This is a genomic window from Streptomyces sp. 3214.6, assembly GCF_900129855.1.
Taxonomy (GTDB): domain Bacteria; phylum Actinomycetota; class Actinomycetes; order Streptomycetales; family Streptomycetaceae; genus Streptomyces; species Streptomyces soliscabiei.
Window position 1 is genome coordinate 7,954,975 of the sequence record NZ_LT670819.1, and the last position, 19,310, is coordinate 7,974,284.

Annotated in this window: 18 protein-coding genes; 12 read left to right on the forward strand and 6 right to left on the reverse strand. The window is 72.0% G+C overall.

Translation table 11 applies throughout. The features are described from left to right. The first annotated feature begins 65 nt into the window (after positions 1-65). Positions 66-647: a GNAT family N-acetyltransferase gene (locus B5557_RS35930; protein ID WP_079665182.1), complete on the forward strand. Its 582-nt coding sequence runs from the start codon at positions 66-68 to the stop codon at positions 645-647. A 39-nt stretch (positions 648-686) separates the two neighbouring features. Here B5557_RS35930 and B5557_RS35935 read toward each other — a convergent pair whose 3' ends face one another. Then, positions 687-2,210: an amino acid permease gene (locus B5557_RS35935; protein ID WP_079663396.1), complete on the reverse strand. Its 1,524-nt coding sequence runs from the start codon at positions 2,208-2,210 to the stop codon at positions 687-689. A 217-nt stretch (positions 2,211-2,427) separates the two neighbouring features. Between B5557_RS35935 and B5557_RS35940 the strand changes: the two genes are divergently transcribed. From B5557_RS35940 to B5557_RS35950, 3 genes are all read left to right on the forward strand, one after another. Then, positions 2,428-3,051 carry a PadR family transcriptional regulator gene (locus B5557_RS35940; RefSeq protein ID WP_231976129.1) on the forward strand — a complete coding sequence of 208 codons (624 nt, stop codon included), beginning with the start codon at positions 2,428-2,430 and terminating at the stop codon, positions 3,049-3,051. Between the two features lie 220 nt (positions 3,052-3,271). Continuing rightward, positions 3,272-4,297, forward strand: coding sequence for an ATP-binding cassette domain-containing protein (locus B5557_RS35945; protein WP_079663397.1), 1,026 nt, complete (start codon positions 3,272-3,274; stop codon positions 4,295-4,297). Then, positions 4,294-5,070 (forward strand): ABC transporter permease, encoded by a 777-nt coding sequence (locus B5557_RS35950; RefSeq protein ID WP_079663398.1) that lies wholly within the window; start codon positions 4,294-4,296, stop codon positions 5,068-5,070. Before B5557_RS35945 ends, B5557_RS35950 begins: the two co-directional genes overlap by 4 nt. 86 nt (positions 5,071-5,156) lie before the next feature. Here the strand turns inward: B5557_RS35950 and B5557_RS35955 are convergent, their stop codons facing one another. Further along, the gene (locus B5557_RS35955) at positions 5,157-6,002 is read right to left on the reverse strand and encodes a siderophore-interacting protein (protein ID WP_079663399.1); all 846 of its coding nucleotides are present in this window, start codon (positions 6,000-6,002) and stop codon (positions 5,157-5,159) included. Between the two features lie 85 nt (positions 6,003-6,087). Further along, on the reverse strand, positions 6,088-7,026 hold the full coding sequence (locus tag B5557_RS35960) for a 5'-3' exonuclease (protein WP_231976497.1): 939 nt from the start codon (positions 7,024-7,026) through the stop codon (positions 6,088-6,090). A gap of 229 nt (positions 7,027-7,255) precedes the next feature. Here B5557_RS35960 and B5557_RS35965 point away from each other — a divergent pair, with 229 nt between their 5' ends. The 4 genes from B5557_RS35965 to B5557_RS35980 all read left to right on the forward strand — a co-directional run bounded on the left by B5557_RS35965 (position 7,256) and on the right by B5557_RS35980 (position 11,942). Continuing rightward, complete coding sequence (locus B5557_RS35965; RefSeq protein WP_079663401.1) at positions 7,256-8,341, forward strand: quaternary amine ABC transporter ATP-binding protein; 1,086 nt, start codon at positions 7,256-7,258, stop codon at positions 8,339-8,341. After that, a complete protein-coding gene (locus B5557_RS35970; RefSeq protein ID WP_079663402.1) occupies positions 8,334-10,148 on the forward strand; it encodes an ABC transporter permease/substrate binding protein in 1,815 nt (604 codons plus the stop codon). Before B5557_RS35965 ends, B5557_RS35970 begins: the two co-directional genes overlap by 8 nt. Before the next feature lie 430 nt (positions 10,149-10,578). Next, positions 10,579-11,220, forward strand: a complete 642-nt coding sequence (locus B5557_RS35975; RefSeq protein ID WP_079663403.1) for a helix-turn-helix domain-containing protein — start codon at positions 10,579-10,581, stop codon at positions 11,218-11,220. After that, a complete protein-coding gene (locus B5557_RS35980; RefSeq protein ID WP_079663404.1) occupies positions 11,220-11,942 on the forward strand; it encodes a helical backbone metal receptor in 723 nt (240 codons plus the stop codon). Before B5557_RS35975 ends, B5557_RS35980 begins: the two co-directional genes overlap by 1 nt. On the opposite strand, the gene B5557_RS35985 is transcribed toward B5557_RS35980, so the two are convergent. Beyond that, positions 11,854-13,038: a TDT family transporter gene (locus B5557_RS35985; RefSeq protein WP_079665184.1), complete on the reverse strand. Its 1,185-nt coding sequence runs from the start codon at positions 13,036-13,038 to the stop codon at positions 11,854-11,856. The two genes, B5557_RS35980 and B5557_RS35985, sit on opposite strands and share 89 nt — an antisense overlap. 71 nt (positions 13,039-13,109) lie before the next feature. Between B5557_RS35985 and B5557_RS35990 the strand changes: the two genes are divergently transcribed. Further along, positions 13,110-14,039 carry a LysR family transcriptional regulator gene (locus B5557_RS35990; protein WP_079663405.1) on the forward strand — a complete coding sequence of 310 codons (930 nt, stop codon included), beginning with the start codon at positions 13,110-13,112 and terminating at the stop codon, positions 14,037-14,039. An 88-nt stretch (positions 14,040-14,127) separates the two neighbouring features. Here the strand turns inward: B5557_RS35990 and B5557_RS35995 are convergent, their stop codons facing one another. Together B5557_RS35995 and B5557_RS36000 are read right to left on the reverse strand one after the other, a co-directional pair. Continuing rightward, on the reverse strand, positions 14,128-14,853 hold the full coding sequence (locus B5557_RS35995; RefSeq protein ID WP_079663406.1) for a gamma-glutamyl-gamma-aminobutyrate hydrolase family protein: 726 nt from the start codon (positions 14,851-14,853) through the stop codon (positions 14,128-14,130). Between the two features lie 59 nt (positions 14,854-14,912). Next, positions 14,913-15,647, reverse strand: a complete 735-nt coding sequence (locus B5557_RS36000) for a FadR/GntR family transcriptional regulator (RefSeq protein WP_079663407.1) — start codon at positions 15,645-15,647, stop codon at positions 14,913-14,915. A gap of 75 nt (positions 15,648-15,722) precedes the next feature. Here B5557_RS36000 and B5557_RS36005 point away from each other — a divergent pair, with 75 nt between their 5' ends. Genes B5557_RS36005 through B5557_RS36015 form a run of 3 tightly spaced genes read left to right on the forward strand, consistent with a single transcriptional unit; the run spans position 15,723 to position 19,280 of the window. Next, positions 15,723-17,093 (forward strand): glutamine synthetase family protein, encoded by a 1,371-nt coding sequence (locus tag B5557_RS36005; RefSeq protein WP_079663408.1) that lies wholly within the window; start codon positions 15,723-15,725, stop codon positions 17,091-17,093. Positions 17,094-17,112: 19 nt separating this feature from the next. After that, entirely contained in the window at positions 17,113-18,492 is a 1,380-nt protein-coding gene (locus B5557_RS36010) for an aldehyde dehydrogenase family protein (protein ID WP_079663409.1), read from the forward strand. After that, positions 18,489-19,280 (forward strand): 3-oxoacyl-ACP reductase, encoded by a 792-nt coding sequence (locus tag B5557_RS36015; protein WP_079663410.1) that lies wholly within the window; start codon positions 18,489-18,491, stop codon positions 19,278-19,280. The genes B5557_RS36010 and B5557_RS36015 overlap by 4 nt, the downstream gene beginning before the upstream one ends. Positions 19,281-19,310 lie beyond the last annotated feature (30 nt).

Sequence of the window (19,310 nt, forward strand, 5' to 3'; positions counted from 1 at the left end):
GAGGTCAAGCCTAGGACGACGGAAACCCGGTTGACTCCTCGCGGCCCGTTGGCAGGATGCGGCTCATGCCCTACACCGCTGACTTCGTTCTGCCCGTCGGAACCCTCTCCGGCACCCCTCAGCCCGTCCTGCGCGCCGACGACGGGCTCCTTCTGCGCCCGTGGCGGGCCGCGGACGCGTCCGCCGTGTACGCGACCTTCCAGGACCCGGTGATGCACCAGTGGCACATGAGGGCCGCCGACTCCGAGGAGGAGGTCGCCGGCTGGATCGAGGAGTGGCAGACGAGCTGGGCGGCGGAGCAGAACGTCCAGTGGGCCGTCGTCGACGCCGACTCGGACGAGGTGCTGGGGCGGGTGGCGCTGCGCGACATCCGGCTCGGCGACGGCATCGCCCAGGTCGCGTACTGGACGACCCGGGCGGCCCGTGGCCGGGGAGTCGCCCCCCGGGCCACGACCGCCCTGGCGAGCTGGGCGCTCGACGAGATCGGCTTCCACCGGCTGGAGCTGGCGCACGCCACCGCCAACGAGGCCTCCTGCCGGGTCGCCGCCAAGGCCGGCTTCACGCTGGAGGGCACCAGGCGCAGCGCCGCCCTCCACCAGGACGGCTGGCACGACATGCACCTCCACGCGCGCGTGCAGGGCGACTGAGCCCGCGCCGCACGCGCCCGCCGGCCGCGCATACCTGCGTCAGGCCGTCGTCCGCCGCCGGTACGCACGGAAGGTCACGCCCACGGCGACCGTCGCACCGAGGAACAGCACCGTGAACCACTGGAAGTACCAGTGCCCGCCCGCCGGGTCGTACACCGCGGCGCGCGGCCAGGCCAGGTTGACGGTCATCAGCAGGCCGTAGAGGAGGGCGAGGGCGTTCACCGGGACGCCCCAGCGGCCCAGGGAGAACAGACGGGCGCCCGTCTCGTCCGTGCCCGTCGAGGAGAACCGTCCGCGCAGCCGGCACACCAGCAGCGGTCCGGTGACCATCGCGTAGGCCAGGTACAGCATCACGATGCACGTGGTGCCGATGGCCAGGAAGGCGTCGGGGGAGGCGAAGTTCAGCAGCAGCAGGGCCGCCGCGAGGACGCCGACGACCAGCGCCGGGGCGCTCGGCATGCCGGTGCGGGGGTTCACGCGCGCGAGGCGGGCGGAGAACGGGAGCTGTCCGTCGCGGGCCATGGAGAACAGCATCCGGCAGGCCGCGGTCTGGATGGCGAGCGTCGCCACCGCGATCGCGACGACCACGTCCGCCAGCAGCGCCTTGCCGACGCCGTCGCCGAGGCTGCTGGTGAGGACGTAGCTGAGCCCGTCGACCCCGAGCCGCCCGTCGGTGAGGCTGGGCGCGGCCAGCAGCCCGGCCAGCACGATCAGCCCGCCGAGCAGGCCGGCCGCGCTGAGCGCCGTCAGGATGGTGCGGGGCGCGGTGCGGCGCGGATCGCGCGTCTCCTCGCTCATCTCGCCCGCGCTGTCGAAGCCGATCATCACGTAGGCGGCCGTGAACGAGCCGACGAGCAGCGCCCCGAACAGGCCGTCCTGCGCGGCCCCTTCGGTGTGGAAGGTGATGCCGGGGCTGCGCTCGGAATGGGTGAGCAGCAGTACGGCGATGAGCACAGCGCCGATGATCTCGGCGGTGACGCCGACCCGGTTGATCACGGACAGCACGCGGTTGTCGACGACGTTCACGAGCGTCGTCAGCACCAGCAGTGCCACGCCGAGCAGCGCCGCGTTCGCGGCGCCGTCCGGTGAGGTGGGCGCCGGGTCGGTGCCGATCAGCTGGAAGCCCGACCAGATCGCGGGCAGCACCATCTGCAGGGCCAGCGCGGCCGCGGCGACCACGACGACCTGGCCGATCACCATGATCCAGCCGGCGAACCAGCCGAAGGAGGGCGTCGACAGCCGCGTCGACCACTGGTAGATCGCGCCCGAGATCGGGTAGCGCGCCGCCAACTCCGCGAAGCACGCGGCCACCAGCAACTGCCCGGCCAGCACCGCCGGCCAGGCCCAGAAGAAGACCGGGCCGCCGAAGGCGTACCCGAAGGCGAAGAACTGGAAGACGGTCGTCAGGACGGAGATGAAGGAGAACCCGGCGGCGAACGAGGCGTACCGGCCCAGGCTGCGGTGCAGCTCCTGGCGGTAGCCGAACTCGGCGAGGGAGCCGTCGTCGGCGCCGGGGGAGTGCGGCGGGTCGGGGCGTACGTCGGAGGGTGTCGTTGTCGTCACGGCGGAACCTGCCTTGGCGCCAGAGGGGACGGGAATTCCTGTCGGGCGACAGAAATTAGGGACGGGCTGTTTCCTCCGCGTCACGCCGCCATGTCGGGGGCGGGCCCAACTCCTCACGGCCCAGAACGTCACTCGAACGCGTTACATCGCGTCTATTGCTCCGGTCCGCAACTCGCGATATGTTCGGCTACGGATATTCGAAAGCGAGGTGGTCATCGTGGCGAGGAAGCGCCGCAAGCTCAGCAATCCGTTGGCGCTCGCCGTGATGACGACGCTCTGGCAGAAGCCGATGCATCCGTACGAGATCGCCCAGACCCTGCGCAGCCAGGGCAAGGACACGAGCACGAAGACGAACTACGGCTCGCTCTACACGGTCGTGCAGAACCTCGAGAAGTACGGCTTCGTCGAGGTGACCGGTGTGGAACGCCAGGGCAACCGCCCCGAGCGCACGGTCTACGGGCTCACCGAGGCCGGGCGCGAGGAGACGGCCGAGTGGCTCTCGGACCTGATCGCCATCCCCGCGAAGGAGTACCCGATCTTCGAGACGGCGCTCTCACTGATGGCGGCGCTGCCGCCGGACGAGGTGGTGCGCCTGCTTCAGACGCGGCTGAGCTCGCTGGAGGTGCAGCTGGCCAGCGGCCGGGGAGCGCTCGACAAGCTCTACGAGACGCTGCCGAGGCTGTTCCTCGTCGAGGTCGAGTACCAGCTGCACATGGTCGAGGCGCAGGTGGAGTGGGTCGGCGGTTTCCTCGACGAGATCAGGAAGGGATCGCTGTCCGGCGTCGAGCAGTGGCGGCACTTCCACGAGACGGGGGAGCTGCCGCAAGAACTCAGATCATGAAAAGGACCCCGGCAGGTCTGTTGCAGCAGTCCCGCCGGGGTCTCGAACCCCGAAACGGATCCGCCGTGCGGCAGAACCGGGCCATCGAGGTGCGGCACACCCAGGATAGCCCGGCGCTCTTCACGCGGATCGATCACCAGTCCGCTCACTCAGGAGAGCTGTCGTCATGAGCAGTAAGAGCAGTCCGGGCGATATGAGCAGTCCGGGCCGTGCGAGCAGCATGAGCAGTGCCGGCGTCACTCGCGGGCCCGCGGTCGAGGCGCGTGACCTCGTCAAGACCTATCCCGGCGGTGTCACCGCCCTGAACGGACTCGACGTCACCGTCGAGCCCGGCACCGTCTTCGGGCTCCTCGGCCCCAACGGCGCCGGCAAGTCCACCACCGTCAAGATCCTCACCACCCTCGCCCGTCCCGACTCCGGGACGGCCTCCGTCGCCGGGCACGACGTGCTGCGCCACCCGGACCGGGTGCGCCGCGCGATCGGCGTGGTCGCGCAGAACTCCGGGGCGGACCCGGTCGCCACCGGCCGGGACAACCTCCGCCTCCAGGGCCGTCTTTACGGGGTGAAGGGCGCCGCCCTCGAGCGCCGGGTCGACGAGCTGCTCGAGCGCTTCACGCTCACCGAGGCCGCCCGGCGCCCGGTCAAGGGCTACTCCGGCGGTATGCGGCGCCGCCTCGACGTCGCCCTGGGGCTGGTGCACCGGCCCGAGGTGCTCTTCCTCGACGAGCCCACCACCGGCCTGGACCCCGAGGCCCGCACCGCGATGTGGGACGAGATCGGTCGCCTGGCCGGCGAGGAGGGCCTCACCATCCTCCTCACCACGCACTACCTGGAGGAGGCCGACCGGCTCGCCGAGCGCGTCGCCATCGTCGACCGCGGCCGGATCGTCGTCACGGGCGCCCCCGACTCCCTCAAGGGCGAACTCCGCGGCGACGCCGTGCACGTGGAGGTGCGCACGCCCCTCGGAGAGGCGGGGCGCACCCTGCTGGACAGCGCCCTCGGTGGGCTGCCGGGCGTGCACGAGGTGCTGTGCGAAGGCCGCCGGATCAGCGTCCGCGCCGACGACGGAGCAGCCGCCGTGCCCGTGCTGTTGGGCGCGTTGGAGCGGGCCGGGGTCGGGGTGGCCACCGCGACCGTGGCCCGGCCCTCCCTCGACGACGTCTATCTCAGGTACGCGGGCCGCCGGTACGCGGACGCGGACGCCGCCGCCGTCACCGCTCCCGTCCTCGCCGGAGGTGTGCGATGAGTACAGCCGTCGCCCAGACCTGGTACATGACGCAGCGTCAGCTCATGGTGTTCGCCCGGCAGCCCGCCTACGCGGTGATCACCCTGATCCAGCCGGTGATCTGGCTGTTCCTCTTCGGCAGCCTGTTCAAGGACGTCGTCGAGCTGGGCGGCTTCGGCACCGCCTCCTACCTCGACTACCTGGTGCCGGGCGTGGTCGTGATGAGTGCGCTGAGCGCCAACCTGTGGGCGGGCATGGGCACGTTGGAGGAGATCCAGCGCGGCACCCTCAACCGCTTCCTGACCACGCCGGCCAGCCGGGCCGCGCTGATGAACGGCAACGTCGTGCACAACGGCATCGTCACCGCCCTGCAGTCCGGCGTCATCGTGCTGCTGGGTCTGGCGGGCGGCGCGGACTACCCGGGCGGGATCACCGGAGTCGCGGTCCTGATCGTGGCGGCCGTGCTGCTGGGCACCGTGTTCGGGGCGCTGTCCAACGCCCTGGGCATGCTGGTGCGCGAGCGGGAGTCGATCATCGGCATCAACACCTTCCTGCTGCTGCCGCTGACGTTTCTGTCCTCCGCCTTCATGGCGCCGGCCCGGATGCCCTCCTGGATGCGGCACATAGCCGACTTCAACCCGGTCAACTGGGCGATGGTCGCGGGCCGTTCGGCGCTGTCCGCCGACCCCGACCGGGCGGACGTGCTCAGCCGCGGCGGGGCGCTGCTCGCGCTGGCGGTGGCGGCGGTGTGGCTGTCGATCCGGACCTTCCGGTCCTACCAGCGGTCGGTGTAGCGGACGTGGGGCGGCGCCGAAGGGCCGGGGCGGCCCGCCCCACGAGTACGGGCCGGTTCCGCCGCGCCTCGGTGCCGGGCGTCAGGTCAGGCGGCCGGGGTCTCGCCCTCCTGCTCCGCCTCCACGCGCGCGTTCCACTCCCGCTTCGAGGCCTGCCAGCCGTCCTCGTCGTGGCCGAGCCGCCAGTAGCCGGAGATCGACAGGTCCTCGCGCGGGATCTGCAGCTCCACACGCAGCAGTTTGCGCAGGTCCTTCACGAAGGCGGCCTCGCCGTGCACGAACGCGTGCATACGGCCCTCGGGGAACTTCAGCGCCCGTACGGCCTCGACGAGCCGCTCGCCGACCGGCCGGTCGCCGCGGTGCAGCCAGACGACCTCCACGTCGGAGTCGATCTTCTGCTCCTCCTCGGGCCCGGCCACCTCGATGAAGGCGTGGGCGAGGGCCCCGGCCGGCAGCGACTCCAGGGCGGCCGCGACGGCGGGCAGGGCGCTCTCGTCGCCGGCCAGCAGATGCCAGTCGGCGGCCGCGTCCGGCGCGTAGGCGCCGCCGGGGCCCATGAAGCGGACCGTCTCGCCCGGCTGGACGCGGGCCGCCCAGGGTCCGGCCAGACCCTCGTCGCCGTGCAGCACGAAGTCGAGCGTCAGCTCGCGGTGTTCGGCGTCCCAGCCGCGCACCGTGTACGTCCGGGTCACAGGCCACTGCTCACGGGGGAACTCGGCCCGGATGTGTTCAAGGTCGAAGGGCTCCGGGTAGGTCACGCCGTCGGGGCCGAAGAGCAGTTTGACGTAGTGATCGGTGCAGTCGCCCGCTGCGAACCCGGCCAGACCCGCCCCGCCGAGCACGACGCGCTGCATGTGCGGTGTGAGCCGTTCGGTGCGGACGACCTGCGCGGAGTGGGGCTTCCGCGGCTTGCGTGCCGGACGTTCTGCCATGACGGCCTCCCATGCCTCTGCCCATGACACCATGGTTAGGTTTACCTAAGTTAGCATCTCTTCCCGGGCGATGCCCCCAGAATGCCTATGCCTGCCGGGTGTTCAATGTCGTCAACAGCCGCTGCAGTGACCCCCCGAGCCCCCAGCGCCCTGCCAGTGCCTCCAGTGTCGCCCCGTCCCGAGGCGTATGCGGCAGCGCCGTGTCCAGGTCCGGAAGCGGCACGTCGTCGGCCACCTTGACGACCTTCGGCGCGACGGCGACGTACGGCCGCGCCTCGTCCAGCCGCTTGCGCTGCGAGGGCGTCAGCTTCGCCCTCGGATCGTCCACCGCAGCCATGATCCCCGCCAGGTCGCCGAACTCGGCCAGCAGCTTGGCCGCCGTCTTCTCCCCGATGCCCGCCACCCCCGGCAGACCGTCGCTCGGGTCGCCGCGCAGCAGCGCCAGATCCGCGTACCCGCGCCCGTCGACGCCGTACTTCTCGCGCAGCCACGCCTCGTCCGTCAGCTGCAGCGTGCCGACGCCCTTCAGCGGGTACAGCACGCGCACCCCGCGCGCGTCGTCCACCAACTGGTACAGGTCGCGGTCGCCGGTGACGATGTCGACCGGGCCCTTCGCTCGGCCGGTGAACGTGCCGATTACGTCGTCCGCCTCGTAGCCCGCGACGCCCACGCGCGCGATGCCCAGCGCGTCCAGGACCGCCTCGATGATCGGCACCTGCGGCGAGAGCGTGTCCGGCACCTCCTCCTCGTCCGGTCCGACCTCGTGCTCCTCGGCGACGCGGTGCGCCTTGTAGGTGGGGATCAGCTCGACCCGCCACTGAGGGCGCCAGTCGGCGTCCATGCAGGCCACCAGTTCGTCCGGCCGGTGGTCCTTCACCAGCCGGTCGATGAAGTCCAGCAGTCCCCGCACGGCGTTCACCGGGGTGCCGTCCGGCGCCCTCACGGAGTCGGGGACGCCGAAGTAGGCGCGGAAGTAGAGCGAGGCGGTGTCGAGGAGCATCAGTCGTCCGGTCACGCCTCGCATCATGCCGCACGGGTGCCCTGGCGACCGGCGGGTATTCGCTCCCGTGGCAGGCGCGAACCTCCCGCCGGACCCGGCCGTGACCCCGGCCGCGCCGCCTGTGAACTGAACCACTCGCACGTTTGCGCATGTCGGGCCCGGGCAGGCGCGGCCTCGGAGCGGTGTCGGTTGCGCCTTCAACGGTTTGCTGTTGCCGAGTACTCCCGTTTCTGTCCCCCATCGAGAGGTACGCGTGTCATCCAGGCTTGAGGCCGAGCATCTGTACAAGGTGTTCGGCAGGCGACCGGAACAGGCAGTGAGACGGCTGCGCGCCGGAACCGACCGGGAGGAGCTGCGCGCCGACGGCACCACGGCCGCCGTCGTCGACGCCTCCTTCACCGTGGAACCCGGCCAGATCTTCGTCGTCATGGGCCTGTCCGGCTCCGGGAAGTCCACCCTGCTGCGCATGCTCAACGGACTGCTGGAACCGACCGCCGGACGCGTCCTCTTCGACGGCCAGGACCTCACCGCGCTCACCGACCGCGACCTGCGCGCGGTGCGGGCGAAGAAGATCAGCATGGTCTTCCAGCACTTCGCGCTCTTCCCGCACCGCAGCGTCCTCGACAACGCCGCCTACGGCCTCGCCGTCCAGGGCGTCCCCCGCCGCGAGCGCGAGCAGCGGGCCGCCGAGGCGTTGCGGCTGTGCGGCCTGGAGGGCTGGGAGAAGTCCTGGCCGGACGAGCTGTCCGGCGGCATGCAGCAGCGCGTGGGCCTGGCCCGCGCCCTCGCCACCGACGCCGACCTGCTCCTTATGGACGAGTCCTTCAGCGCGCTGGACCCGCTGATCCGCCGCGACATGCAGGACCAGCTCCTCACGCTCCAGCAGACCCTGAAGAAGACGATCGTCTTCATCACCCACGACCTCAACGAGGCCATGCGCCTGGGCGACCGCATCGCCGTCATGCGCGACGGCCGCATCGTGCAGACCGGCACGGCGGAGGACATCCTGATCCGACCCGCGGGCGACTACGTCGCCTCCTTCATCCAGGACGTAGACCGCTCCCGCGTGCTGACCGCCTCCGCCGTCATGGACACCGCCGTGCGCGGCGACGAGGCCGACTGCCGCTGCGAGACCGCCACCCCCGACACCCCGTTCACCGCGCTCTGCGCGCTCAGCGCCCGGCTGACCCACCCGGTCGCCGTCCTCGACGGACACCGCACACTCGTGGGTGTCGTACCGAGACAACGCCTCGTGCGCTTCCTCGGCGACGAGCAGGGCGCGCCGATCGTCTGTGACAGCCCGGGCGACGGCCGGAAGCAGGTGACCGCCCGTGCCTAGGCTGCACCTCGGCGACTGGGTCGACTCCGGCGTCGACTGGCTCGTCACCCACATGTCCTGGCTCTTCGACGCGATCAAGGCCGTCGTCGAAGGCATGTACGACGGCCTCGACGCCGTCCTCACCGCCCCCGCGCCGCTGCTCCTCGCGGGCATCCTCGCGGTGCTCGCCTGGTGGCTGCGGGGCCTCGTCGCGGGCGTCCTCGCCTTCGCCGGGTTCGCGCTCATCGACTCCCTCGCCCTGTGGGAAGAGGCGATGTCGACGCTGTCCCTGGTGCTCGTGGCCACGGTGATCGCCCTGGTGATCTCCGTCCCGCTGGGTATCTGGGCCGCCCGCTCCAAGGCGGTCAGCGCCACCCTGCGGCCCGTCCTGGACCTGCTCCAGACGATGCCGTCGATGGTTCTGCTCATCCCCGCGATCCTGTTCTTCGGCATGGGCGTCCCCGCGGGCGTCATCGCCACCCTGATCTTCGCGCTCGCCCCGGGCGTGCGCATGACCGAGCTCGGCATCCGCCAGGTCGACGCCGAACTCGTCGAGGCCGCCGAGGCGTTCGGCACGCCCCCTCGTGACACGCTGCTGCGCGTCCAGCTGCCGCTCGCGTTGCCGACGATCATGGCGGGCGTCAACCAGGTCATCATGCTGGGCCTGTCGATGGTCGTCATCGCCGGCATGGTCGGCACCGGCGGCCTCGGCGGCGCCGTCAACGAGGCCATCGGCCAGCTCGACATCGGGCTCGGCTTCGAGGCGGGCCTCGGCATCGTCGTCCTCGCCATCTATCTGGACCGGATGACCGGCGCCCTCGGCACCCGGATCTCCCCGCTCGGCCGCCGCGCCGCCGCCAAGGCGCGCAGCACGGTGTGGACGTACCGTCCGCGCCCGGCCGTGGCCGTGGTCGGCGTGGTCGTCCTCGCCCTGGTCGCCGGCGGCATGGGCGTCTTCGGCTCCTCCTCCGGCACCGCCGAGGCCTCCGCCTCGGACGTCGGCAAGGGCAAGGAGATCAAGATCGGCTACATCCCGTGGGACGAGGGCATCGCCTCCACCTACCTCTGGAAGGAACTCCTGGAGGAACGCGGCTTCAAGGTGGACACCACCCAGTACGCGGCCGGTCCCCTCTACACCGGCGTCGCCACCGGCCAGATCGACTTCCAGACCGACGCCTGGCTGCCCACCACCCACGCCGAGTACTGGAAGAAGTACGGCGACCGCCTCGACGACCTCGGCTCCTGGTACGGCCCCACCTCGCTGGAGCTCTCCGTCCCCTCGTACATGAAGGACGTGAACTCCCTGGCGGACCTGAAGGCCCACGCCTCCGAGTTCGGCGGCAAAATCACCGGTATCGAGCCCAGCGCCGGAATGATGGGCCTGCTCAAGGACAAGGTCCTCGGCGAGTACGGCCTCGGCGGCGCCTACACGGTCGTCGACGGCTCCACCCCGGCGATGCTCGCCGAACTCAAGCGCGCCTACGCCGCGAAGAAGCCGATCGTCGTCACGCTCTGGTCGCCGCACTGGGCGTACAGCGACTACGACCTCAAGAAACTCGACGACCCCAAGGGCGCCTGGGGCAAGGGGGACGGCGTGCACACGATCGCCCGCCAGGGCTTCGCCGACGACAACCCCGAGGTCGGCACGTGGCTGAAGAACTTCAAGATGACCGAGGCGCAGCTCACCGGTCTGGAGGCGCGGATCCAGAAGGCCGGCAAGGGCAAGGAGCAGGACGCGGTCCGGACCTGGCTGAAGGAGAATCCGACTCTGGTCGAGAAGTGGGTACCGGTCGCCGATTCGGGGCAGAAGAGCCGGGCGGCCCGGTGACCTGACAGCACCGCGGCCGTCCGACCAGGGGCGGGCACCGACGCACGGCTTCCACGGCCTGCGACGGGGCCCGCCCCTCGTCCCGTTCCCCTCTCCCGTCCCGTTCCCCTCGCCCACCCACGGCAAGGATCCGGCCAACCACAGAGAGCTATGCCCATCCTGGGGCCGAGGTCCCGGGGGAGCCGGGACGAGCGGGAACACGCGAGGCCGCTCGCGCATTGAACCGGAAAGCCGGAGGACGGGCCGTCGCCCCGCGGGTCGGGGGCCTGATCATCTGGCGCGAACTGTGAGGTCGAGTGTCACCCCACGTGTCCTCGATGTGACGGGCGCATGAAACGGTTTGGCGAACATGCGTAGGGTGCAGACAACTCAGCAGAGGACGTGTCGGCGGACAGCACGGCAGCGACGAGCGAAGGAGGGAGCCGGAGCGATGGGCGACCACAAAGAACAGCCCCTGCGGGTGGGCGCGGCCGTGCGGCGTCGGCGCCGCTCCCTGGAGCTCACCCTCGCCGTCGTGGCCGAGCGCAGCGGCCTGTCGGTCCCGTTCCTGAGCCAGATCGAGAACGACCGCGCGCGGCCCAGCACCGGCTCCCTGGAGAAGGTCGCCGACGCCCTGCGCACCACGGCCGTCGAACTCCTCGCCGCCGCCGACCCGGCGTGCAGCGTGGACGTCGTCCGCGCCGAGGACACCGACCCGGGCCAGGGCGGGGGACAGGGCCGGGGCGCGGGACAGGGGCAGGACTCGGTGCCGCGCCAGGACCCGGAGCCGCGTTCTCGTTCCCTGGTGCGCGGGCACCACCAGATGCACGCCTCCGAGTTCACCGGCGACCACGACGCAGGCCGTGAATTCCAGTACCGCAACGACCAGTTGATGTATGTCGCCGACGGCGCCGTGGAGATCGAGGCGGAGGGTCGCGCCTACCGGCTGGGCCGCGGCGACACCCTGTACCTCACTGGCGGGGTCCGCCACCGCTGGCGGGCGACCGTGCCGGACACCCGGGTGATCGTCGTCGCCGTGGCCGAGCACATCGAGGCGGTACGCGACCGGGACCACCGGGGCCGGAAGCGGTAGTGCGGGTCGTCTCCCTCGTCCCCTCGCTCACGGAGGCGGTCGCCTCGTCCGCGCCCGGCGCTCTCGTCGGCGCCACCGACTGGTGCGCCCACCCGGCGGACCTCGACGTCACCCGGATCGGCGGAACCAAGAACCCCGACGTCGACCGGATCGTCGCCCTCGCCCCCGACCTGGTGATCGCCAACGAGGAGGAGAACCGGGAACCGGACCTGGCCGCCCTGCGCGCGGCCGGAGTCGAGGTGCTGGTGACGGAAATCCGGGACGTCCCGCAGGCCTTCCGGGAGCTGGCGCGGGTGCTGGCGGCCTGCGGAGCGCCGCAGCGGCCGGCCTGGCTGGTGGCGGCGGAGCAGGCGTGGGCGGCGGCGCCGCCGGCCGTCGGGGCGCGCCGGACCGCTGTCGTGCCGATCTGGCGCCGCCCGTGGATGGTGCTGGGCCGCGACACCTTCGCCGGGGACGTGCTGGCCCGGCTGGGCGTCGATCACCTGTACGCCGAGCACCCCGAGCGCTATCCGCGGATCCCGCTCGACGCGCTGCGGGCGGCCGGCCCGGACCTGGTCGTCCTCCCGGACGAGCCCTACCGCTTCACCGCCGACGACGGCCCGGAGGCCTTCCCCGGCCTGCCCTGCGCGCTCGTCAGCGGACGGCACCTGACGTGGTACGGGCCGTCGCTCGCCGAGGCTCCGAAGGTGCTGGGCGAGGCGCTGCGAGCAGCTCGCCGCTGAGCAGCCCGCGGCCGGTGTGCGTCGCGACGACCGCCCAGGCGGCGACGAGAACGGCGTACAGCGCGCAGCCGAGCACCGCGTAGACAGCCGGCCCGGCGTGCCGGGCCAGGGCCCCCGCGCCGGTCACACAGGTGCCGACCGGGAAGGTGAACGCCCACCACGTCATCGCGAAGCCCATCCCGTGCCGCCGGGCGCGCAGCACGTGCGCCGTGGCCAGGCACAGCCAGAGCAGCGCGAACCCCATGACGGGCACCCCGTACAGGACGGCGAGGACGGCGAGGGCGCGACCGTACGGGCCCGGCAGGACCCCGGGAGCGACCTCCGCGAACTTCCCGACGGCGGTGGTGGACTGCCCGAGCGGGCCCAGGACGAGGAACAGGGTCGGGGTGAGGGCGAGGGGCAGCGGCCCGCCGGTCACCAGCCGTCCGAACACCACCGGCAGCATGGCGAACGTGGCGAGCAGACTCAGCCCGAACAGTGCGAAGCACGCCAGGAGCAGGGTCTGCCGCGGCTGCCCGGCCGGCAGATGCGGCACCAGCAGCGGCCCGAGCGCGGCGGACACCATGGGCGCCACGAGCGGCAGCAGCCACACCGGAGTGGCCTGCGAGGGCTCCACCCGGTGGCGTACGGCCATCAGATACGGGACGGCGACGGCGGCCGTGAGTCCCACGAGCGTCCCGGCGCCGAACAGCACGGCGTCGAGCGCGACCGCGGGACGGGTGCCGATCCAGTCCCGGCCGACGGTCAGGGCGCCGCCCCCGACGGCGAGCAGCGCCATCGCCAGGCAGCCGTAGAAGGGGGCCGTCGCCGGGTCGAGGAGGTGAGCGCGGGCCTGGTCGCGGTGGTGGCGCCAGTGCAGGGCGCGGGCGGCGAGCAGGGCCAGGAGGAGGACCAGGGAGAGCATCCAGAACGCGGCGCACAGCGGTCGCAGCCCAGGTACTCGCACCGGGAGTGTCGCTCCGGCCGTGGCGACGATCGCGGTGCCCATGACCGTCGCGTACCAGTTCGGTCCGAGGTGACGGACGTGGCGGACGTGACGGACGGCGCGGGCGTGCGGGCGGGGAGGGGCGTAGCGGGGCTGGGCGGCGGTGACCATGGTGTCCACGGTCGACCGGGTGTCCGCCCGCGACCAGGGAGTATGCCTCTATGGGGACATAAACTGGGCTTATGGGGAGTGTGGAGGAACAGCCAGCGGACACCGCGACCGGTTCGATCGCGCACCGCGTCCCGGACCTGGGCGCGCTGGAGCTGCTGCTGGGTGTGGCCCGGCTGGGCAGCCTGGGCGCGGCCGCGCGCGAGCTCGGTATCACGCAGCCGGCCGCGAGCAGCCGGATCCGGTCCATGGAACGCCAGCTGGGCGTGGCGCTGGTGGACCGTTCACCGCGCGGCTCGCGGCTCACGGACGCCGGTGCGCTGGTGACGGACTGGGCGCGGCGGATCGTCGAGGCGGCGCAGGCGTTCGACGCGGGGGCGCAGGCGCTGCGGGACCGGCGGGACTCGCGGCTGCGGGTGGCGGCCAGCATGACGATCGCCGAGTACCTCCTGCCGGGCTGGCTGCTCGCGCTGCGCGCCGGGCGGCCGGACACGGCGGTGTCGCTGCTCGCCGGTAACTCGGCGGCGGTCGCGGAGCGGGTGCTGGCGGGGGAGGCGGACCTCGGCTTCGTGGAGGGGCTCACGATGCCGGCCGGCCTCGACTCCGCCGTGATAGCCCACGATCACCTCATTGTCGTCGTCGCGCCCGGTCATCCCTGGGCCCGTCGCCGGCGTCCGTTGCCCGCGGCCGAGCTGGCGTCGACGCCGTTGATCCTGCGGGAGAAGGGCTCGGGGACCCGTCAGGTACTCGACACGGCCGTGGGTGGACTGGCCCGCCCCCTGATCGAACTGTCCTCGACGACGGCGGTGAAGGCGGCGGCGGTCAGCGGGGCGGGGCCGGCGGTGCTGAGCGAGCTTGCGGTGGGGGAGGAGCTGGCGCTGCGGCGGTTGGTCTCGATACCCGTCGAGGGGGTCGCGCTGGCCCGCGACCTGCGAGCGGTGTGGCCGACGGGCCATCGCCCTGCCGGGCCGGCGCGGGAGCTGCTGTCACTGACGCGGGGGTAGGTCCTTCGCCCCCGCCGCGCCTTCCCGTCCCGACCCTGGGGGCTGCCGCCCGCAGACCCCCGCCGGACAGGCCCTAAGGGCCTCGTCCTCAAGCTCCCCCAGAGGGGGGACCCCCGGACGGGCTGAAGGACCGCGCCGCGTTCACCAGGGCCCGCATGACCCGTACGTCCTCGGCCATCTCCGGGTGCCACTGCACGCCGAGCACCCAGCCGCCGGCCGACGGGAGTTCGACGGCCTCCACGGTGCCGTCCGACGCGTACGCCGACGGGATCAGACCCGCGCCGAGGCGGTCCACCGCCTGGTGGTGATAGGTCGGCACCGACGTCTCCTCCTCGACGATCCCGGCGTACAGCGTGCCCGGGACCGGCTTCACAGGGTGGTGTCCGAAGACGCCGACGACCTCGGCGTGCCCGTCGATGTGCTGCGTCATGGTGCCGCCGAGCGCGATGTTCAGCAGCTGCATGCCCCGGCAGACGCCCAGCAGTGGAACGCCGGCCGCCAGCGCCGCCTCGATCAGCGCCAGCTCCCACGCGTCGCGCTCCCGGGCCGGCGGCCCGGTGCGCGGGTCGGGCTCGGCGCCGTAGCGGACCGGCTCGACGTCGGGGCCGCCCGCGATCACCAGGCCGTCCAGGCGGGCCACGGTCGCCGCCGCCTGCTCGGGCGCGTCCGGCGGGAGCATCGCGGCCAGCCCGCCGGCCCGCTGCACGAGCCGCGGGTACCCGGCGGGCAACAGTGCGGCCTCCAGCTCCCACACGTGCCAGCGCGTCCCGGCTTCCAGATACGTGCTGATCCCGATCAGTGGCCTGCCCGTCATGGTCCCTCCCCGGCGCTGCAATGGACTTCGTGCATACCTTTACCTGTTTTCTGTCCTCTTCATGCCAGGAAGCCCCTGAGCAGGGCCGCTGTCCCCGCGCAGTGTTCCCGCATCATCTCCCGCGCGCCGTCCGCGTCGCCGTCCAGCACCGCCTCGACCAGCGCGGTGTGCTGCCGCTGCGAGTGCTCCAGGTTGCGCACCAGCAGCGGGATGCAGTCGAGCAGGTCGTTCACCGTGGCCCGCACCGCCGCGTACCGCGCGGTCAGCGACGGTGAGCCGCACAGCTCGGCCAGGGTGAGATGGAGCATGGTGTCCAGGCGGCGGTAGTCGGCCAGCGGCGCGTCCGCCGTGCGGGCCAGGGCGTCGCGCAGGCGCTCCGCCTGCTCGTCCGTCAGCCCGTGCGACGCGCACAGGCCCGCCGCGCCCACCTCCAGCACCTCGCGGAAACGCAGGATGTCCTCGATGTCGACCTCGGCGACCCGCCGCCGCAGCTCGTCCTCGCCGCCGGCGTCCGCGCGCGGCAGCACGAACGTTCCGCCGTACCGACCCCGGCGGGACTCGACCAGCCCCTGGTCCTGGAGGACCTTCAGCACCTCGCGCAGCGTCACCCGGCTGATCCCCAGCCGCTCCGCCAGATCCCGCTCGGCCGGCAGCCGTTCGCCCCCCGGCACGAGGCCCAGCCGCACGACCTGGAGGATCTGCTCCAGCGCCTCCTCGAAACCGTTCCCGGCCCGCACCGGCCGCAGGATCGGCGTCAGCCGGTCGTCCGGTCCGCCGTCAGCGTTCACCGACATCTGGCCGTGCCCCCTTCCCAAGCAATGGTTCTCCGCAATACCTTATGGTCCCCGGAAGCCTGAGGAGGCCCTCCAGTGGCAGACCGCACACCCCCGCTCAGTGTCGAGGAGCTGCATGCTCTCGTCGCGAGCGGTGAGATCGACACTGTTGTCCTGGCCTTCCCCGACATGCAAGGGCGGCTCCAGGGCAAACGGTTCGCCGCCGGATTCTTCCTCGACGAGGTCCTCCGGCACGGCACCGAGGGATGCAACTACCTCCTCGCCGTCGACACGGAGATGAACACCGTCGACGGGTACGCCATGTCCTCCTGGGAGCGCGGCTACGGCGACTTCGCCATGCACCCCGACCTGTCCACCCTGCGCCGCGTGCCCTGGAACGCCGGCACGGCCATGCTGATCGCCGACCTGGCCTGGAACGACGGCTCGCCCGTGGTCGCCGCCCCGCGCCAGATCCTGCGCCGCCAGCTGGAGCGCCTCGCCGAGCACGGATTCACCGCCCAGGTCGGCACCGAGCTGGAGTTCATCGTCTTCAAGGACAGCTACGAGGCCGCCTGGGACGCGAACTACCGCGGACTCACCCCCGTCAACCAGTACAACGTCGACTACTCCGTCCTCGGGACCGGACGGGTCGAACCGCTGCTGCGCCGCATCCGCAACGAGATGGCCGGCGCCGGCCTCACCGTCGAGTCCGCCAAGGGCGAGTGCAACCCCGGCCAGCACGAGATCGCCTTCCGCTACGACGAGGCCCTGGTCACCTGTGACCAGCACGCGATCTACAAGACCGGCGCCAAGGAGATCGCCGCCCAGGAAGGGGTTTCGCTGACCTTCATGGCGAAGTACAACGAGCGCGAGGGCAACTCCTGCCACATCCACCTGTCGCTGACGGACGCGGACGGCCGTAACGTCATGGCCGGCACGGCCGACGACCCGGGCGGCATGTCCGACGTCATGCGGCACTTCCTCGCCGGACAGCTCGCCGCCCTGCGCGACTTCTCCCTCCTCTACGCCCCCAACATCAACTCCTACAAGCGGTTCCAGCCCGGCTCCTTCGCCCCGACGGCCGTCGCCTGGGGACACGACAACCGCACCTGCGCGCTGCGGATCGTCGGCCACGGCCGCTCGATGCGCTTCGAGAACCGACTGCCCGGCGGCGACGTCAACCCGCACCTCGCGGTCGCCGGCCTGGTGGCGGCGGGGCTGTACGGCATCGAGCAGAAACTCCAGCTGCCCGAGGCCTGCCCCGGCAACGCCTACGCCGCCGACTACGCGCACGTCCCCACCACGCTCCGCGAGGCCGCCGAGCTCTGGGCGAACAGCCCCATAGCGCTGGCCGCCTTCGGCGAGGAGGTCGTCGCGCACTACAGCAACATGGCCCGCGTCGAGCTGGAAGCCTTCGACGCCGCGGTCACCGACTGGGAGCTGCGCCGCTCCTTCGAACGCCTCTGAAAGGTCACAGGTCCCTGTCGTGTCCGACCAGCACCCGCACGAGCTGATCGTCATCAACCCCGCCACCGAGGAGGTTCTCGCCACCGTCCCCGCCGCCGACGCGGCCGACGTGGCCCGCGCGGTCGCCCGCGCGAGCGCCGCCCAGACCGGGTGGGCGGCCGCCGCCCCGGCCGACCGCGCCCGCCTCCTGCGCCGCTTCGCCGACGTCGTCGACGCCCATCTGGACGAACTGGCCCAGCTGGAGGTCCGCGGCGCCGGCCACCTCCTCGGCAACGCCCGCTGGGAGGCCGGAAACGCCCGCGACCTGCTGCTCTACGCGGCCGGCGGGGTCGAACGGCTCCTCGGCAGGCAGATCCCCGCCCCCGGCGGCTGGGACGTCACCTTCCACGAACCCCTCGGCGTGGTCGGCGTGATCGCCCCCTGGAACTTCCCCATGCCCATCGCGGCCTGGGGCTCCTTCCCGGCCCTCGCCGCAGGCAACGCGGTCGTCCTCAAGCCCGCCGAGACCACCCCCCTCACCGCCCTGCGCCTGGCCGAACTCGCCCTGGAGGCAGGTCTGCCGGAGGGGTTGTTCCAAGTCCTTCCCGGCTACGGCGCGGTCGCGGGCCGCGCTCTGGTCGACCACCCGGGCGTCGCGAAGATCGTGTTCACCGGCTCCACCCGCACCGGCCGCGAGGTCATGGAGCGCTGCGCCCGGCACGTCAAGCCGGTCACCCTGGAACTCGGCGGCAAGAGCCCCAACGTCGTCTTCGCGGACGCCGACCTGAAGCGGGCCGTCGACCCGTTCTCCTTCCTCGACAACTCCGGCCAGGACTGCTGCGCCCGCACCCGCATCCTCGTCCAGGAGTCGGTCTACGACGAGGTGGCCGACCACCTCGCCCGGGAACTGTCGGCGGTGGTCGTGGGCGATCCCGCCGACGAGGCGACCCAGATGGGTCCGCTGATCTCCCGTCAACAGGTGGACCGCGTACGGTCGTTCGTGCCGGACGACGCCCAGGCGCTGCGCGGCACCGCCCCCGAAGGGCCCGGCTTCTGGTTCCCGCCGACGGTCCTCACCGGGGCCGCGCCCGACTCCGCCGCGGCCCGCGAGGAGATCTTCGGACCCGTGGCCGTCCTGCTCCCCTTCACCGACGAGGCGGACGCGATCCGGCTCGCCAACGACACCCCCTACGGCCTCTCCGGCTCCATCTGGACCCGGGACGTCGGCCGCGCCCTGCGCGTCTCACAGGCCGTGCGCGCCGGAAACCTGTCCGTCAACTCCCACTCCAGCGTTCGCTACTGGACGCCCTTCGGCGGCTTCAAGCAGTCCGGCGTCGGCCGTGAGCTGGGCCCGGACGCCCTGACCGCCTTCACCGAAACCAAGAACGTCTTCATCAGCACGGAGGGCTCCGCACAGTGACCGCTCAGAACCCTGACATCGTCTGCCGCCGTCTCGTCGGCCGGACGGCCGTCATCACCGGCGCCGGCAGCGGCATCGGCCTCGCCACCGCGCGCCGGCTCGCCTCCGAGGGCGCACACGTCGTCTGCGGCGACGTCGACGAGGCCCGCGGCAAGGCGGTCGCCGAGGAGATCGGCGGGATTTTCGTGAAGGTCGACGTCACCGACCCCGAGCAGGTCGAGGCGCTGTTCAAGAGCGCCTACGACACCTACGGCAGCGTCGACATCGCCTTCAACAACGCGGGCATCTCACCGCCCGACGACGACTCCATCCTGGAGACCGGCCTGGAGGCCTGGAAGCGCGTCCAGGAGGTCAACCTCACCTCCGTGTACCTGTGCTGCAAGGCCGCCATCCCCTACATGAGGCGCCAAGGCAAGGGCTCCATCATCAACACGGCGTCGTTCGTGGCACGGATGGGCGCGGCGACGTCCCAGATCTCGTACACGGCCTCCAAGGGCGGTGTGCTCGCCATGTCCCGTGAACTGGGCGTGCAGTTCGCGCGGGAGGGCATCCGCGTGAACGCGCTCTGCCCCGGCCCGGTGAACACGCCGCTCCTTCAGGAGCTGTTCGCCACGGACCCGGAGCGGGCCGCCCGCCGCCTGGTGCACATCCCGGTGGGTCGGTTCGCCGAGGCCGAGGAGATCGCCGCCGCCGTCGCCTTCCTGGCCAGCGACGACTCCTCCTTCGTCAACGCCACCGACTTCCTGGTGGACGGCGGGATCTCCGGCGCGTACGTCACCCCGCTGTAGCCGTTCCAGGACTCGGAGGCACAGGACTCA

Excerpts from the sequence above, each read along its gene's own strand:
- B5557_RS35955 (WP_079663399.1), bottom strand. The coding sequence starts at position 6,002 with ATGGCAGAACGTCCGGCACGCAAGCCGCGGAAGCCCCACTCCGCGCAG.
- B5557_RS35985 (WP_079665184.1), bottom strand. The coding sequence starts at position 13,038 with ATGGTCACCGCCGCCCAGCCCCGCTACGCCCCTCCCCGCCCGCACGCC.
- B5557_RS35975 (WP_079663403.1), top strand. The coding sequence starts at position 10,579 with ATGGGCGACCACAAAGAACAGCCCCTGCGGGTGGGCGCGGCCGTGCGG.
- B5557_RS36000 (WP_079663407.1), bottom strand. The coding sequence starts at position 15,647 with ATGTCGGTGAACGCTGACGGCGGACCGGACGACCGGCTGACGCCGATC.
- B5557_RS35930 (WP_079665182.1), top strand. The coding sequence starts at position 66 with ATGCCCTACACCGCTGACTTCGTTCTGCCCGTCGGAACCCTCTCCGGC.
- B5557_RS35950 (WP_079663398.1), top strand. The coding sequence starts at position 4,294 with ATGAGTACAGCCGTCGCCCAGACCTGGTACATGACGCAGCGTCAGCTC.
- B5557_RS35995 (WP_079663406.1), bottom strand. The coding sequence starts at position 14,853 with ATGACGGGCAGGCCACTGATCGGGATCAGCACGTATCTGGAAGCCGGG.
- B5557_RS35960 (WP_231976497.1), bottom strand. The coding sequence starts at position 7,026 with ATGCGAGGCGTGACCGGACGACTGATGCTCCTCGACACCGCCTCGCTC.
- B5557_RS35990 (WP_079663405.1), top strand. The coding sequence starts at position 13,110 with ATGGGGAGTGTGGAGGAACAGCCAGCGGACACCGCGACCGGTTCGATC.
- B5557_RS35945 (WP_079663397.1), top strand. The coding sequence starts at position 3,272 with ATGAGCAGTGCCGGCGTCACTCGCGGGCCCGCGGTCGAGGCGCGTGAC.